At 57.5% G+C, this 16145-nt stretch carries 14 protein-coding genes; all 14 read right to left on the reverse strand.

The window, feature by feature from the left end:
• Positions 1-35: 35 nt before the first annotated feature.
• Positions 36-1577, reverse strand: a complete 1542-nt coding sequence (gene rny / locus ACLBWT_RS00140; protein WP_447661111.1) for a ribonuclease Y — start codon at positions 1575-1577, stop codon at positions 36-38.
• A gap of 187 nt (positions 1578-1764) precedes the next feature.
• Positions 1765-2445 carry a RecX family transcriptional regulator gene (locus ACLBWT_RS00145; protein ID WP_076355422.1) on the reverse strand — a complete coding sequence of 227 codons (681 nt, stop codon included), beginning with the start codon at positions 2443-2445 and terminating at the stop codon, positions 1765-1767.
• A 126-nt stretch (positions 2446-2571) separates the two neighbouring features.
• Positions 2572-3654, reverse strand: coding sequence for a recombinase RecA (gene recA, locus ACLBWT_RS00150; protein ID WP_234992902.1), 1083 nt, complete (start codon positions 3652-3654; stop codon positions 2572-2574).
• Between the two features lie 267 nt (positions 3655-3921).
• On the reverse strand, positions 3922-5172 hold the full coding sequence (locus ACLBWT_RS00155) for a competence/damage-inducible protein A (protein ID WP_447661112.1): 1251 nt from the start codon (positions 5170-5172) through the stop codon (positions 3922-3924).
• 199 nt (positions 5173-5371) lie between these two features.
• Positions 5372-5947 (reverse strand): CDP-diacylglycerol--glycerol-3-phosphate 3-phosphatidyltransferase, encoded by a 576-nt coding sequence (pgsA, locus tag ACLBWT_RS00160; protein WP_447661113.1) that lies wholly within the window; start codon positions 5945-5947, stop codon positions 5372-5374.
• Between the two features lie 134 nt (positions 5948-6081).
• Positions 6082-6573: a YajQ family cyclic di-GMP-binding protein gene (locus ACLBWT_RS00165; protein ID WP_447661114.1), complete on the reverse strand. Its 492-nt coding sequence runs from the start codon at positions 6571-6573 to the stop codon at positions 6082-6084.
• A gap of 251 nt (positions 6574-6824) precedes the next feature.
• Positions 6825-7748 (reverse strand): helix-turn-helix domain-containing protein, encoded by a 924-nt coding sequence (locus tag ACLBWT_RS00170; protein WP_447661115.1) that lies wholly within the window; start codon positions 7746-7748, stop codon positions 6825-6827.
• A gap of 23 nt (positions 7749-7771) precedes the next feature.
• The gene (locus tag ACLBWT_RS00175) at positions 7772-8536 is read right to left on the reverse strand and encodes a DUF3388 domain-containing protein (protein WP_048750012.1); all 765 of its coding nucleotides are present in this window, start codon (positions 8534-8536) and stop codon (positions 7772-7774) included.
• 180 nt (positions 8537-8716) lie between these two features.
• Positions 8717-8968: a DUF3243 domain-containing protein gene (locus ACLBWT_RS00180; protein ID WP_447661116.1), complete on the reverse strand. Its 252-nt coding sequence runs from the start codon at positions 8966-8968 to the stop codon at positions 8717-8719.
• 115 nt (positions 8969-9083) lie between these two features.
• Positions 9084-9815, reverse strand: coding sequence for an elongation factor P 5-aminopentanone reductase (ymfI, locus tag ACLBWT_RS00185; RefSeq protein WP_447661653.1), 732 nt, complete (start codon positions 9813-9815; stop codon positions 9084-9086).
• A gap of 14 nt (positions 9816-9829) precedes the next feature.
• The gene (yfmH, locus tag ACLBWT_RS00190) at positions 9830-11119 is read right to left on the reverse strand and encodes an EF-P 5-aminopentanol modification-associated protein YfmH (RefSeq protein WP_447661117.1); all 1290 of its coding nucleotides are present in this window, start codon (positions 11117-11119) and stop codon (positions 9830-9832) included.
• A gap of 4 nt (positions 11120-11123) precedes the next feature.
• On the reverse strand, positions 11124-12395 hold the full coding sequence (gene yfmF, locus ACLBWT_RS00195; RefSeq protein ID WP_447661118.1) for an EF-P 5-aminopentanol modification-associated protein YfmF: 1272 nt from the start codon (positions 12393-12395) through the stop codon (positions 11124-11126).
• Positions 12396-12531: 136 nt separating this feature from the next.
• Positions 12532-13314 (reverse strand): spore cortex-lytic enzyme, encoded by a 783-nt coding sequence (gene sleB, locus ACLBWT_RS00200; protein ID WP_447661119.1) that lies wholly within the window; start codon positions 13312-13314, stop codon positions 12532-12534.
• A gap of 109 nt (positions 13315-13423) precedes the next feature.
• Positions 13424-16078: a DNA translocase FtsK 4TM domain-containing protein gene (locus ACLBWT_RS00205; RefSeq protein ID WP_447661120.1), complete on the reverse strand. Its 2655-nt coding sequence runs from the start codon at positions 16076-16078 to the stop codon at positions 13424-13426.
• Positions 16079-16145 lie beyond the last annotated feature (67 nt).

Consider the following 16145-nt stretch of genomic DNA (forward strand, 5'->3'; position numbering starts at 1 on the left):
AAATCCCGCTCCGGAGAGCGGGATGATCCACGGTATTACTTGGCGTATTCGACCGCGCGGGTTTCCCGAATGACCGTGACCTTGATATGTCCCGGATAATCGAGCTCGCCTTCGATCTTTTTCGTGATGTCTCTGGCAAGGCGGAAAGCCTCGGTATCGTCGACTTTCTCCGGCTGCACCATGACGCGAACTTCGCGTCCGGCCTGGATAGCGTACGATTTCTCGACGCCGTCGAACGATTCGGAGATGGCCTCCAGCTTCTCCAGACGCTTGATGTACGTCTCCAGCGTCTCGCGGCGTGCGCCTGGGCGCGCTGCAGACAAGGCGTCTGCCGCTCCGACCAGCATCGCGATGACGGAAGTGGCTTCGCAGTCGCCATGATGGGACGCGATGCTGTTGATGACGACCGGATGCTCCTTGTACTTGCGGGCCAGCTCGACGCCGATCTCGACGTGTGATCCTTCCACTTCATGGTCAAGAGCCTTGCCGATGTCATGCAGCAGTCCGGCGCGCTTGGCCAGCGTGATGTCCTCGCCAAGCTCGGCGGCCATCAGCCCGGTCAGATAAGCGACTTCCATGGAGTGCTTGAGCACGTTCTGGCCGTAGCTCGTCCGGTACTTCAGGCGGCCGAGAATCTTGATGAGATCCGGATGGATGGCGTGCACGCCGACTTCGAAAGTTGCCTGCTCCCCATACTCGCGGATACGCTCGTCCACCTCGCGGCGGGATTTCTCCACCATCTCTTCAATTCGAGCCGGGTGAATCCGTCCGTCCGCAACGAGCTTCTCAAGTGCGGTGCGGGCGATTTCACGCCGAATAGGATCGAAGCCGGACAAGATGACCGCTTCCGGCGTATCGTCGATGATAAGATCGATACCCGTCAAAGTTTCCAGCGCGCGGATGTTGCGGCCTTCGCGGCCGATGATTCTGCCCTTCATTTCTTCGTTCGGCAGCGTGACGACCGATACTGTCGTCTCCGCCACATGGTCGGCGGCGCAACGCTGGATAGCCAGCGATATGATGTCGCGCGCCTTCTTGTCCGCCTCTTCCTTTGCCTGCTGCTCGATTTCCTTGATCATCTGGGCAGTTTCGTGGCGGACTTCCTGTTCCACATTGGTGAAGATGATGCTCTTCGCATCCTCTGTGGTCAGGCCGGAGATCCGTTCGAGCTCGCTCTGTTGCTGCCTGTAGATGGAGTCGATCTGATCTTGTGTTTCTTCGATTCGTTTCTCCTTGTTGGCTACCAATTCTTCTTTGCGTTCGAGTGCTTCTAGTTTTTTATCCAGTGACTCCTCTTTTTGCAGCAGCCGTCTTTCGAGACGCTGATTCTCGTTGCGTCTCTCCCGAATGTCTTTATCCGCTTCAGAACGGAGTTTATGGATTTCGTCTTTCGCTTCCAGCACGGTTTCCTTCTTCAGGGCATCCGCTTCCTTCTTCGCCTGCTCGACGATCTGGACGGCAGCCTGCTCTGCACTGGAAATCTTAGCCTCGGCGATCGACTTTCGGACGAAGTAACCAATCCCAAAGGTAATCGCGCCAACAACGAGAACGATCAAGACCACCCAAATGGCGTTCATCTTGTTCACCTCCTCGTTGCATTCACCAAGGCTGAAAAAAAGCCGGGAATGATATTCAGTTGTTGCGATTCGGTTCCAAACCGTGTCTAAGACTGTAGAATGGAGACTAATAATCTTGAACCCATTTACGAAAGGAAATACATCCCTTTCACTCGCGGATGCACTATTATTGTAGCTTTACGCAATTTCAATTGTCAAGCCAGAGCCCTTCGGTCTCCAGTTCCTCCCCTTCCGACACATGCCGCACGGCCTCCCGGACCAGATCGCCCTGGAAACCGCGGCGCAGCAAAAATCCTGTCAGCTTCAGCCGCTTATCGCGATCCTCGCCTTTGAGGCTCCGCCATTTCTTGGCCGCGGCCTTGAATGCCGCATCCCGTTCGGCCCCGACATCGAGCGCTTCGATCGTCTCGCCGGCGGTCAGCTTCGACACCCCGCGCTGTTCCAGCTCCTGACGGATCAGCCGGCGCCCCTTCTGGCTGCTCTTCACCTTCTGGGCGGCGTACATTCTCGCGTAATCGCGGTCATCGATGACCTTCTCCTGCTGCAGCCGTTCGACCGCATAGCGGATATCTGGCTCCGTATATTCCTTGCGCTTCAGATAGTCCGCCATTTCCTTGGCCGTCCTCATTTTGAATCCGGCATAATACAGAGCTGAGGCATAAGCCTTATACCGGTCTCCCTCCGATTGGATTCCCTCCAGCTCCTCGCTGCTGAGAACGCTCCCTTTGAGCAGCCTATACTTGACGAGTATATCCTCATGGACGGAAAACTCCGGCTCCTCATTCCCGTCCAGGCAGATCCAGTAATAGGAACGTTTGCGGGAGTCAGGCTCTACCTTGGTCACGACTTTCTCGCTGCTGTCCTGCATAGTGCCTCCTTCCTGATCCACGATCGGATAGCTTGAGCAAAAAAGCACCTCTGAACGATTCAGAGGTGCTTCCCTGTCAGGCCGGTCTATTCCGTGCAAGAACTCCCGGAGTGCTTGCAGGACGGCTTAAACGTCCAGCTCCAGCTCGTCCAGCTCGTCTTCCTCTACAGGAGGATTGATACCCGCGGCTGCCCGCTCGGCGGCAGCGTTGAGGTTATGCGCCTCGCGAATTTTGGTATCGATCGTATCCGCTACGGCAGGGTTGTCCTTGAGGAACTGCTTGGCATTCTCGCGGCCTTGACCAAGACGGTCGCCGTTGTAGCTGAACCAAGCGCCGCTCTTGTTGACGATGTCCATCTCGACGCCGATGTCGATGATGCTGCCTTGACGGGAAATGCCTTCTCCGTACATGATGTCGATCTCCGCCTGCTTGAACGGAGGCGCCACCTTGTTCTTCACGACTTTGATCCGTGTGCGGTTGCCCACGACGTCGTTGCCTTGCTTGATGCTCTCGATGCGGCGCACGTCGAGACGAACGCTGGAGTAGAACTTCAGGGCGCGGCCGCCGGGAGTCGTCTCCGGATTGCCGAACATGACGCCGACCTTCTCCCGAAGCTGGTTGATGAAGATCGCGATCGTCTTCGACTTGCTGATGGCGCCGGACAGCTTGCGCAGCGCCTGCGACATGAGGCGCGCCTGAAGGCCGACGTGGGAATCGCCCATCTCGCCTTCGATCTCGGCCTTCGGCACGAGAGCGGCGACAGAGTCGATGACGATGACGTCTACCGCGCCGCTGCGCACGAGCGCCTCGGCGATCTCGAGAGCCTGCTCGCCGGTATCCGGCTGCGACAGCAGCAGCTCGTCGATGTTGACGCCGAGCTTGCTCGCATAAAGCGGATCAAGCGCATGCTCCGCATCGATGAAGGCGGCTTGTCCGCCCGTGCGCTGCACTTCCGCGATCGCGTGGAGAGCGACCGTCGTCTTGCCGGAGGATTCCGGACCGTATACTTCGATGACGCGGCCTCGCGGGAATCCGCCGATGCCGAGTGCGATATCTAATGCGAGGGAACCGCTGGAAACCGTCTCAACGGTCATATGCGTGGACTCGCCTAGTTTCATAATGGAGCCTTTTCCGAATTGTTTCTCAATCTGGCGGAGAGCCATATCTAAAGCTGCGCGGCGATCTGACAAGAGATCCACATCCTTCATTCATCATTTTATAGTTCTATCATAGCCTGTTTGCATTACTTTGCCAAGCTTTTTTTCGAACATACATTCGCTTTTCTTGTCCGCGGCGCCACCTCCGTATCCGCTGCGGCATCTCGACAAAAAAAGAACCGCAGCTGCGCATGCAAGCTACGGTTCTTCCGTTAACTGTCTCCATTGTAGCCCATTCCCGATGTCCATACAAGAGAACCCGGAACATAGCCGGAGCCGGGCCGACTGCCGCCGGCGCATTCCTCCGGAATCGGCGGCTCAGGATTCCTTCAGCAACGTCCACAGCCGGTACAAGGCGTGCTTGGCTGCGCGCATCCGCACCATGTCCCGGCTGCCGCCGGCTTGCAGCGTGTATACGGAAGCCTCCATGCCCTTGCGCGAGATGCCGATGTAGACAAGTCCGACCGGCTTGCCCTCGGACTCTCCCGGACCCGCTACGCCCGTTATGGATACGCCCCAGTCGCTGCCGGTCGTCTCGGACACCCGCTGGGCCATCAAGGCTGCCGTCGCCTCGCTTACCGCCCCCGGCGCTCCCGCGCCCTCCAGCATCTCCATCGGAATGCCGAGCAGCCGATGCTTGAGCACATTGGTGTACGTGACGACGCCTCCCAGGAACTCTCCGCTGCTGCCAGGCCTCGAGGTGATCAGCTCGGCGAGCAGCCCGCCGGTGCAGCTCTCGGCGCTGCTGAGCCTGTGCCGGCGGTCGCGCAGAAGCCGCAGGACCGCTTCCTCCAGCGGGATGTCCTCCTGCGCATACAGGTAGCTGCCGACCCTCGACTGGATCGTCGCGGCCATATCGTCGATCCGCTTCAGAGCTTCCGCTTCATTCGGCGATTTGGACGACAGGCGGATCGTCACCTCTCCCTCCTTGGCGTAAGGAGCGATCGTCGGATCGGTCTGGGCTTCGATAAGATCGATCAGCTCATGCTCCAGCTTGGATTCGCCGATGCCGGCAAATCTGAGAATGCGGGAGTGAAGCGCCGCTCCACGGCCGTATTCCTGAAGGATCCAGCTTGTCGCGGGACCTTCGAACATCGGCTTCATCTCCATCGGCGGTCCGGGCAGCAGAATATATCGGATGCCGTCTTGTTCAAGGGCATTGCCGACGGCGAGTCCCGCTTCGTTGTCCAGTGCGGCGCTTCCTTCGATCGAGTTCGCCTGCCTGATGTTGCTCTCCACCATATGGGCGCCGCGGCTCGCGAAGAAGGCTTCCATTCTCGCCAGGGAAGGCTCGTGGACAACCAGCTTGCGACCGAGCATGTCTGCAAGCACGTCCTTGGTCAGATCGTCCATCGTCGGCCCCAGACCTCCCGTGAAGACGAGCAGATCGGCCCGGGAAGAAGCGATTGAGATCGCTTCTTTCAGCCGGGAGGCATTGTCTCCGACGACCGTCTGAAAATACACGTCGATGCCCAGGCCTGCCAGCTCTTGTGACAAGTAACGCGCGTTGGTGTTGACGATTTGGCCAAGCAGCAGCTCGGTTCCGACCGCAATGATTTCGGCTTTCATGATGGCATTTCTCCTCCAGGATTGGGTTTGTTGCGATGATTAATGACTAGACCATCGGCGGAACGCCATCCGTGCACAGGTTCCTCGATGCCAGCCAAGCGTTCCCAAACAAAATGAAGGATGCAGACGGCGGCGCCATCCTCCAGCGTACAAGAAAGGCCCCCGATCCCGGCGGGGATCGATGGCCTTTTCCAGCCGGTTATTCAACCGGGATAAGATTGCGGTTTTTGATGAAGTAGTCGATGCCCGACCATACCGTAATCAATGCGGCAGCCCAGCTCAGGATCAGATCCAGAGGCAGGTCCAGGAATGCTCCCGGGAAATTGTTGAGCAGCAGCACGATGATCATGGCGATCTGGACGCCGGTCTTCCACTTGCCCCAAGTGCTTGCAGCGAGTACGGAGCCTTCCAGCAGAGCGATCTGCCGGAGGCCGGTCACTGCGAATTCGCGGCTGATGATGACGATAGCGAACAAAGCGCTCAGCTTATCCATCTCGACCAGAGAAATAAGCACGGCCGCGACGAGAAGCTTGTCGGCGAGCGGATCGAGAAGCTTGCCGAGATTGGTCACCATCTTGTTCTTGCGGGCCAAATATCCGTCCAGGCCATCCGTGCTGGCCGCGATAATGAATATCAGCGTGGCGATCATCTGCGTGTACGTAATTTGATAGTCCCCGAACTTTATGGATCCCAGATCAAGACGGATCAGCAAAAAGAACATGATTACAGGCACGAGAAAAATACGCGCAAGCGTGATCTTGTTGGCCAAATTCACGCGGGTTCCCCTCCCTGACAAAACTCTAACCTAAAGTATGTACGCAACCCGGGAGGCCATTCTCAAAAGAACAGACATAGCCGGTCCCTATACGATAAAAGTATAAACGAACCGAAAACCCGCTGTCAAAATTGTTACCGGTAATTCGTATATTGCAGGTCCAGCTCCAGATTCGCGCCGCGGAGCAAAGCCATGACAGCCTGCAGATCGTCGCGGCTCTTGCCGGTTACGCGCAGCTGGTCTCCCTGGATCTGGCTTTTCACTTTCAGCTTGGAGTCGCGGATAAGGATATTGATTTTCCTGGCGTCGTCCTGGCCGATCCCCTGCTTCAGCTTGATGCGCTGGCGCACGGTACCGAGCGAGGCGGCTTCAATCTTGCCGAAGTCCATGTTCTTGATCGGGACGTTCCTCTTGATCATCTTGGTCTGGAGAATGTCGATGACGCTCTTGAGCTTGTACTCGTCGTCCGACAGGACGACCAGCTCTTCCTTCTCCAGCTTGATGCTGCTCTTGCTTCCTTTAAAATCAAAGCGGTTCTCGATTTCCTTCTCCGCTTGGACAATCGCGTTGTTCAGCTCCTGCAGATCGACCTTCGATACGATATCAAACGAATTTTCGGAACTCATGGCAAATCCTCCTTACATGGCGTTCCTCTTATTATAAAACATCCGGCTGCGAAAGTATAACCGGCGGGGACGCCTTTGCATTTCCAGGAATATGACTTGCAGTTCTGCCGCATCCTTCCCCTTTGGACCGAAGACGTACAGGATGCCGCGCTCCATCGGCTTCCTTACAGCTCTTTATCTTTCCGTTCCAGCCTCATTTTCAATCGCGAAATACAAAAAGACATCCCGCGCAGGGATGCCTTGTCATGTCGTTACTGGCTGTTTTCGGCATCTGAGCCGCTCATGCCATCGGTTGTTCCGGCAGAATCGGCATCGCCGCCGGATGCCGGCTCGAACTGGATCTTCTTCGAGCTTGGACGGTCTCCGTCGTCGATCAGCTGGCCCCCGACCGTAATCTCGGTATTGTCCGCGCGTCCGGTATTGAGGTAAATGATGTCATCCACCGGTACGGACAGGGTGTCGCCAGCTTCAGCAGCCTTGTTGTACAGGAATTCGCCTTTGGGACCGCCTTTGCGGACCTCGATCCATGCGGTGCCGGTAAAGCTCAGTTCAATGGTGACGGCGCCGTTGGTCTTATAATAATCAATCTTGCCCGACTTGCGGTCGAACGTCACGGCCCCATCCGGGGTCGGCGTCGGGGTCGGCGTCGGCGTCGGGGTCAGGCTGGGCGACGGGCTGGCTCCTCCAGCAGCATCTCCCGGAGACGGCGATTGTCCAGGTCCGGGCGTATTCGTCGTGATCGGCGTTTCGTCTGCCGTCGGCGTTTGCCGATCCGGCTTGATGACGAAAATCCAGATCAAGACGACGATAAGCGCCAGAAAAGCCCACATCAGCACGGAAAATCCCAGCTTGCCGACCCGTTCGGAGGTCGCCCTCGAAGTCGAAGCCTTACGTGGCGGCTGCGGGGCAGTCGCCGGTTCTACAGCCGAGGCCGCCGGAGCCGCTGGAAGCTCGTTCTTGTAGTAGTTCAGAAGCTCGTCGGCATTGAGACCGACCGCATCTGCGTAGTTCTTGACGAATGCACGGGCATAAAAGCTGCCTGGAAGCGCGGCGTAATTGCCTTCTTCGATCGCGGTCAGGTAATGCTTGCGGATCTTGGTCATCTCCTGCACCTGGTCCAGGGACAGTCCCATTTCTTCCCTTGCCGTGCGCAGGGTTTGGCCCAATTCAGACATGGTTGGCCATGCCTCCTCTCAAATTAAAAATCGTTATAATTGACGGTGAAGGAATCATAGGAGATTTCTTCGTCAGGCGTATTGCGAAGCTCGATAATAGTCGTAAAAGTGCTGTAATCATAATTGGATTCACGGATAAAGATGTCCGGATGCTCGATGACCTTGGTCGAAGGCATCTCCATGATTTCCTGGAGAAGGGCGTGATGGCGCTCATTGGAGCGGATCGTGCTGACGATGCCGTCGATGATGAAGATGTTGTCCGGATTCATTTCCTCGCTCGACAGCTGGCTGCGGACCGTCTGGCGGAGCAGCGTGGAGGAAACGAACGTCCAGCGCTTGTTGGAGCAGACGCTTCCGGCGATGATGGATTCCGTCTTGCCGACCCTCGGCATGCCGCGCAGTCCGATGACCTGATTGCCGTCCCGCTTGAAGATTTCGCCGAGGAAGTCGACTAGCAGTCCGAGCTCGTCCCGCGTGAAGCGGAAGGTTTTGCGATCATCCGAATCCCGTTCGATATAACGTCCGTGACGCACCGCGAGCCGATCCACCAGGCTCGGGGGACGCAGCTTATTGACGGTTATGTTCTCGACCTTGGCAAGCATCTTGCCGAGAATCTCGATTTTCTCGTCGTCATTGGTCTGAAGCAGCATGCCGCGGGTGCGGTCCTCCACCCCGTTGATCGTAATGATGTTGACGTTGAGCATGCCGAGCAGGGATGCGATATCCCCAAGCAGGCCAGGTCGGTTCTTATGTATTTTGTACTCCATATACCACTGTTTGGATTCCATTAATCACACCGTCCTGAGGGAATGAGCTGTCTTTATGCCCTTCATTATAAGCCTACATTCTACATGATTCGGCAAGAATCCGCAATGATCATTCCGACGGTTTTTCGATATCGGAATCTTGATGTCCAGAGCCAAGTAGAAAAGCCCCCGAATGGGAGCTCTCCGCCGAAAGTCGATGATTCAACCGTGATTGACCAGCTTCACCATGAGGCGGGCAATCGTCTTGCGCTCTTCCTCGTCTCCGACGTCCCAGATCTCCTTCAGCACACGCTGCTCTTCGTTTTTCGGATCGACCTTCTCATCGAGAAAAGACCCGATCTCATAAGCGAGGTTTCCGAGAGTCTCCTCGGTAAGCCCCATCTTTTTGCCCTGCTCAACGCGGTTGGACAGGAATTCCTTCCATCCTTCAAAGCTCGAAAGTACAGTAGACATGCTTCGTCGCCTCCTTGGTCGAATTGAGAAAGAAATCATCAACGACCCTATTGTGTGCGGAGGCCATCTTCCCTATACGACGACCAGGGATGAAAAAAAGTTGCAGCCGGACCACTCATGTGATCCAGCCGCCGTTCGGACTGATGACTTGTCCGGTTATGTAGGATGATTCCGGCAAGGAAAGGAAATAGACCAGCGAAGCGATTTCATCCGGATGGGCCAGCCTTCCGGCCGGAATTTCCTCTTCCAGCGCCTGAAGCTCGCCTTGATCCAGATGACTGTTCATTTCCGTGTCGACCGCTCCCGGAGCGACTGCGTTGACCGTTACTCCAGACGGCGCGAGCTCCTTGGCCAGCGATTTCGTGAAGGCGTTGACTCCGCCTTTGGTCGCGGAATACAGCACCTCGCAGGATGCGCCGGAGATGCCCCACACGGAGGATACATTGATGATCCTTCCCCAGCGCGCGCTGACCATCCGAGGCATGAACAGCTGCGTGCAGAGAAACAATCCCTTGAGATTGACCGCGGTCACGTCGTCCCATTCCTGCTCGGTGAGGTCCGCCAGCATCCCGTAATGCGAAATGCCCGCGTTGTTGACGAGAATATCCGGAAGCAGCCCTGCCGCTTCCAGCTTCTCCTTCATTCTGGCCAAGCTCTCCCGAGATCGAACGTCGGCGGAGACCGTCATGACCCTGCCGCCGCCGAGAGCGATGCATTCCCGGGCCGTTTCATTGGCGCGTTCATGCGAATTCAAATAATGGATGACCACATTCATCCCTTCCGCAGAAAAGCGCCGCGCGATGGCGGCGCCTATGCCCCGGCTTCCCCCGGTGATGAGGACGGTCATCTCCTGCAAGCTTTTCAAGCTTCCGCCGAAGGCAGCACGACGGACACGGCCAGCTGGCCGAAGTCGAAATGCTCTCTCAGCCGGGCATTGGCTTCGTCGAGCGTGATGCTCTCATAAGCCGGCAGCAGCTCGAACAGATCCTGTCCGCGGAATTTGTAGCGGGTGAATTCGCCTGCGATCGACTCGGGGGAATTGAGCATCCTCAGGTAGCTCCCGATGCGCTTGCGCTTCGTTCTCTCAAAAGCTTCGGCATCAAGCCCGCTCTGCTGCATGGACGTTACCGCTTCCTTGACTCGCGCGACGAGAGCATCCGGGTCCTTGGTATCGCCCCCGATGATAGAGAAGCCGTAATCGGTGCTGCAGTTGTATTCATATCCGAACGAATCGGAGATCAGATTATCGTCGTACAGCTGCTGATAGGTCGGGGAGCTGGATCCAAGGAGGGTTTCCAGCATCAGCTTGGTCGTAACGTCCCGGCGCAGCAGCGCAGCGCTGTCCAAGCCGTTGGCTTTCTCCTTGAAGCCGAACAGGCACTTCGGCAGCGAGACCTGCAGCTGGATCGCTTTGCGCGGCGTATTCACGCCTTGCGGCTCGGGCTCGAAGAAACGCTTTATCTCGCCGAGAGGCTCATACGTTTTGGCGGCCTGGTTGGACCGCACCAGCTCGAATACCTTCTCCGCGTCGACGCCGCCGACGATGAAGAGCAGCATGTTGGAGGGGTGGTAGAAGGTCTCGTAGCAGCGGTACAGCATTTCCTTGTCGATCTTGTAGATCGATTCCACCGTTCCGGCAATGTCGATATGGACCGGATGCACTTGATACAGCGCCTCGATCAAGCCATAGTAGACGCGCCAGTCCGGATTGTCGCTGTACATATTGATTTCCTGCGCGATGATCCCTTTTTCCTTGTCGACGTTCTGGTCCGTGAAGTACGGATTCTGGACAAAGTTGATGAGCGTTGTCAGATTAGCCTCGATCTGCTCCGTCGCCGAGAACAGGTAGACCGTCCGGTCGAAGCTCGTAAAGGCATTGGCGGAAGCGCCTTGCGAGGCAAATGTGGCGAAAATGTCCCCGGTCGGCTCCTCGAACATTTTGTGCTCGAGAAAATGGGCGATTCCGTCCGGCACGCGGGCGAGCGGTCCGTCGCCGATGCCGAAATGATTGTCTACCGAGCCGTAGCGGGTGGAAAAGGTCGCATACGTTTTCTGGAATCCTTCCTTGGGCAGCACATAGACCTGCAGCCCGTTCGGCAGCTGTTCGTAATAAAGCGTTTCTTCGACGCCCGGATAACTGAGCTTCTGCATGTTGTCAGGCCTCCTTCTTGTCGCGCAGGAAATAGATCGTATCCAGCTTGACGCCTTCCGCAACCCGCACGATGTCTTCAGGTGTCACGGCGCGCACGTCCTCCAGCAGCTCGCCCGCCGTCCTCTCCTTGCCGGACAGAACGCTGTTGAAATCGTAAGCGATCATCTCGTAGGCGGAGTCCTGGAGCTCCCGCAAGGAATTCGTCAGCATGGCTTTGGTCTGGCTAATCTCCAGCTCCGACAGCTCGCCGCGCTTCATGCTCTCCAGCTGCTCCTGGATGATGGCGACCGCTTTGTCGTAATTGGCGATTTCAATGCCGGACTGGATCGTGCACAGCCCTTTATGGCCGTCCAGCCTCGAGGACGCATAGTAAGCCAGGCTTTCTTTTTCCCTTACGTTCATGAACAGCTTGGAATGCGGATAGCCGCCTAGAATGCCGTTGTACATCAATGCGGCGGCATAGTCGTCATCGCCGTAGGCGACTCCCGTGCGGAGGCCGAGATTCAGCTTTCCTTGGGCCACTTCAAGCCGTTCGACGACATTCTTCACTCCGTCTTGCGGGAAACGGATATCCGGGCTTCCATACTTCGAGGGAGCCGTATCCGGAAGCTTGAACGAAGCCGCTGCGAGTTCCTTCACTTCCTCAAGCGTCGTGTCGCCGACGACATAAAGGTCGAAAACGGCCGTCTCCAGCCAGCGACGGTAAGAATCGTACAGCGATCGCGGAGTGATGGCACCCACATCGGCGATGCGGCCGAGAGCATGCAGCCGGTAGGGCTCGTCGGCGCACATGATTTCCATGCAGCGTTCCGCCGCATAGCGGATTTTATCGTTGATGATGCTCTCCAGCTTTTTGGTGAGCGTAACCTTTTCGCTGTCGACATACTTGCTCCGGAAGGCTCCATTGTCCAGGGCCGGCTGAGTGACGGCTTCTCCTAGCAGCTTCATGGAAGCGGCGAGCAGCGACTGCTCCGCGGCGACGAAGCGGTCGTTGATGACATCCATCCGGAACTGCACGATCTGGGAATTGCCCCGCTTGTAAATATCGAAGCCGAAGCCGGCTCCGTACAAGTTGTCCAGCTGCTCCCGGAACTGGATCGTCTCCGGATGCGAGGCCGTGCCGCGCCGCAGCACGAACGGAGCGAGCGCGGTCGCCGTGACGGTGGATTCTTGCAGCGGAATGCCCGCGAATAAAGAGACGGCGAAGGTTTTGAACCTTTTGGTCGGCAGCACATGCAGCCGGATGCGGCCGTGGCTTCCTTGCTGAAACGCCATATCCGAACCCCTTTCCGCGCCATGTTGGCGATAGGTAATCTATTCCATAATATATGCCATTCCATTCTATCTCAGCCTAAACAGAAGAAGCAACCGGGGTCAGGCTTGCCCTGGCCGGCTGCTTCCGAGCTTTCGCTTACATGCAGAAAATATGCTTGCCGATCGTCTTCACTTGTTGACGCGACCAGATCCATTTGGAGGTGGCGGTTTCCGGATTGAAGTAATACAGGCAGCCGTCCGAAGGATCCCATCCGTTGATGGCGTCCTCAACGGCCTGCTTGGCCCGTTCGTTCGGCGTCAGCCAGATCTGGCCGTCCGCGACAGCGGTGAAAGCGAGGCTCTGGAAGATGACGCCGGATATCGAGTTCGGGAATTCGGGCGACTTGAGACGGTTCAGGATAACCGCGGCTACAGCGACCTGGCCTTCATAAGGTTCGCCTCGGGATTCCCCGTATACGGCATTGGCCATGATTTTGATGTCGTTGGCCGACAGGTTGAGCTTGTTCGACTTGCCGATGCCTGCGTTTTCGGTTTTCCCAGCGCGGCCGCCAGCGGCAGCGCCGGATTCTCCGCCCGGAAAATCGGCGGCCGTCGGCTTCCAGTTTTTCGTCGCTTCCCAAAGCTTGAGCTTTGTCTTCGCTCCGACGACTCCGTCGGACTTCATGCCGAACTTCCATTGGAACCAGGTGACGGAGTTTTTCGTCTTCGGTCCGAAGCTTCCGTCGATCTTGCCCTCGTAATAGCCTAGATATCGGAGACGTCCTTGAAGCTCCACGACATCCTTGCCCGATGAGCCCTGACGGATGGTGGCGCTGCTGAACGTTTCGCTTGACCTGCCGGGCAGCTCGTCCTTGAGCGTATAAAGGCTGAGCACCAGCAGCATGGCCGCGATCGTCATGACGATCAAACGTATCTTCATAGTCGGGATCTGCCTTTCTCTAGCGGGATGCGCCTTACGCGATGCACGGCTTTGCGGCCGCTTCGCCAAAGCGTTTGACATTCCCTAGTATGAGAAAGCAGGTCTCCTTCTATGCATGTTTCTGGCTCGCCTGGAACTGGTCCGCGGTCATCAGCACCTCGCGCGGCTTGCTGCCCTCGTATGGGCCGACGACACCCTTGGCTTCAAGCTGGTCCACAAGCCTGGCGGCCCGTGTATAGCCCACCCGCATGCGCCTCTGCAGGAGCGATACGGAAGCTTGCTGGGCATCGACGACGATCTGCATCGCCTGGTCGAACAGCTCGTCCAGCATTTCTCCGTCTCCCGCAGCGCCGCTGTCGTCCAGCTCCGGCACAAGGTCTTCCTTGTATTCCGCCGTGGCCTGGGATCTCGCGTAATCGACGACGGCTTCAACTTCGGAATCGGACAGGAACGCCCCTTGAACCCGGATCGGCTTGGACATGCCGACAGGCAGGAACAGCATGTCCCCGCGTCCCAGCAGCTTCTCCGCTCCGACCATGTCGAGAATCGTCCGGGAATCGACCTGCGACGAGACGCCGAAAGCGATCCGGGAAGGAATATTGGCCTTGATCACGCCTGTGATGACGTCCACGGACGGACGCTGGGTAGCGATGATGAGATGGATGCCGGCTGCCCTCGCCATCTGCGCCAGGCGAGTGATCGAATCCTCGACATCCTTGGCTGCGACCATCATCAGATCCGCCAGCTCGTCGACGATGACTACGATGTAAGGCAGCACGGCAGCAGGGTTGTCCTTCATCAGTCCGTTGTAGCCTTCTATGTTGCGGGTGCCCGACTTCGAGAACAGCTCGTATCGCTTCTCCATCTCCACGACGATCTTCTTGAGCGCCAGCGAAGCGCGCCTCGGATCGGTGACGACGGGAGCGAGCAGATGCGGAATGCCGTTGTACATGTTCAGCTCGACCATTTTGGGATCGATCATCATGAATTTCACTTCGTCCGGAGCGGCTTTGTACAAGATGCTCGTGATGATGCCGTTGATGCAGACCGATTTGCCTGATCCGGTAGCTCCGGCGACAAGCAGATGGGGCATCTTGGCCAGATTGCCGACGATGGACTGACCGGCGATGTCCCGTCCGAAAGCGATCGACAGCTTGGACGCCGCGCTGGAGAACGTCGGCGTCTCCATGACTTCGCGCATGGTCACGATCGCGACTTCGGCATTCGGAACCTCGATTCCAATGGCGGATTTGCCCGGAATCGGCGCTTCCATGCGGATATCCTTGGCAGCCAGCGCGAGCGCGATGTCATCGGTAAGGCTGACGATCCGGCTTACCTTGACCCCTGTCGCCGGCTGGACCTCGTATCTCGTGACCGCCGGTCCAGGCACGACATCAAGCACCTTGGCCCGGACCCCGAAGCTCTCCAGCGTCGCCTCGAGCTTGCGGCGCGAGTCGTTCAGATCGCCGGTATCGGCGCCTCTGCCCGAGTTGGCGGGCTTAGCCAGCAAGGAAAGCGACGGCAGACGGTAAGGCTTGGCTTCGCGTACAGCAGCAGAGGCAGCAGCCGAGGGCTCCCCATCCCCCTCCGGACCTGCCAATGCCTCCGATATCTCTGCAGGATGGCGGGAAGGCGCCGGAGCGGGGAAGTCGTCTTCTGCCAGCCATTCGCCGGAGTCCGTTCCATCGGCTTCTGCATCAAGACTGGCGGTCTGACCGCCTCGAACCGGATCGGCAGGAACGGCATTCCTCTGGAAGGATGCATCCTCCCAATCCTCTCCTTCTTCGTCCTGATCGTCCCATGGAGCCGGGTCTGCTGCAGGCAGCATCCGTTCATTCGTTTCCCTGGCTTTGAGAGAGACGGACGGAGCGCCGGAAGGCTTGCCGGCCGGCTCTTCGTCGATCATCCATTCCCCTTCCGCATCAGCCTCTTGCTTGTCCTGGTTTTGACCGCCCCAGCTGAAGAAGAGAGAGCGTCCTTTGCGAGGCGACGGAGACACGGTCGTGCTTCCATAGTCATCGTCATCGCCGCCGTTCAGCCCGTAAGCGAGATGATCGGCAGCCGCAGTCCTGCCGCTCGTTGAGGCCGAAGGCTGCGCAGCCGCGGCAGGAGGCCTCGGCTTGCGCGGCCTCGCCGATGCTTTGGCCTGCAGCAGCTTGATCATATGAACAGCCCTGATGCGGATAATGCGGCCGATATCCACATAGGAGCGTCCCGTTATGAGCATCAAGGATATCGCGAACATGACGATGAGGAGCAGCTTGGCTCCAAAGTAGCCGAACAGCGTATAAAGCAAGGAATATTGAATCGCTCCGAGGTAGCCGCCGCTTATCGATCCCGCAGCGGGAGCCGCCGCTGATCCGCCCGTACTTAGCACGCCCTCCCTAATATCCTGGCCGAGCTGCTGCATGATGGCCGATCCGCTGATGAGGTCCCCTGGACCGAGCTTGCGGTCGATCTCCGACATCGAGCTCATGAGCGTAAACGCGAACACGAGCAGAAGTATCCCCGTCCTGCGGTAAGTCCAGCCGGTCGGCCAGGAACGGGTCACCATCACGTACAGTCCGACTGCTATCCCGACAAGCGCAAGCACAAAATAAAACTTGCCCAACAACAGCTCGAACAGCTTGGACAGCGATCTGCCGACCGTAGCTTCGCCGGATAAGGCGATGACCGAAACCGTGATGAGCAATATTCCATAAACTTCATATTTTAAATTTTCGCCGAAAGTGCGTCTTTTGCGCCGACGTTTCTTGGCCAACATCCCTCACCTCTGGTTCACTATTATACCATAGGAGGTGAAATGTTCCTATCGCGCGAGACGCTTGGGA

This window comes from Paenibacillus sp. D51F (genome assembly GCF_053345695.1).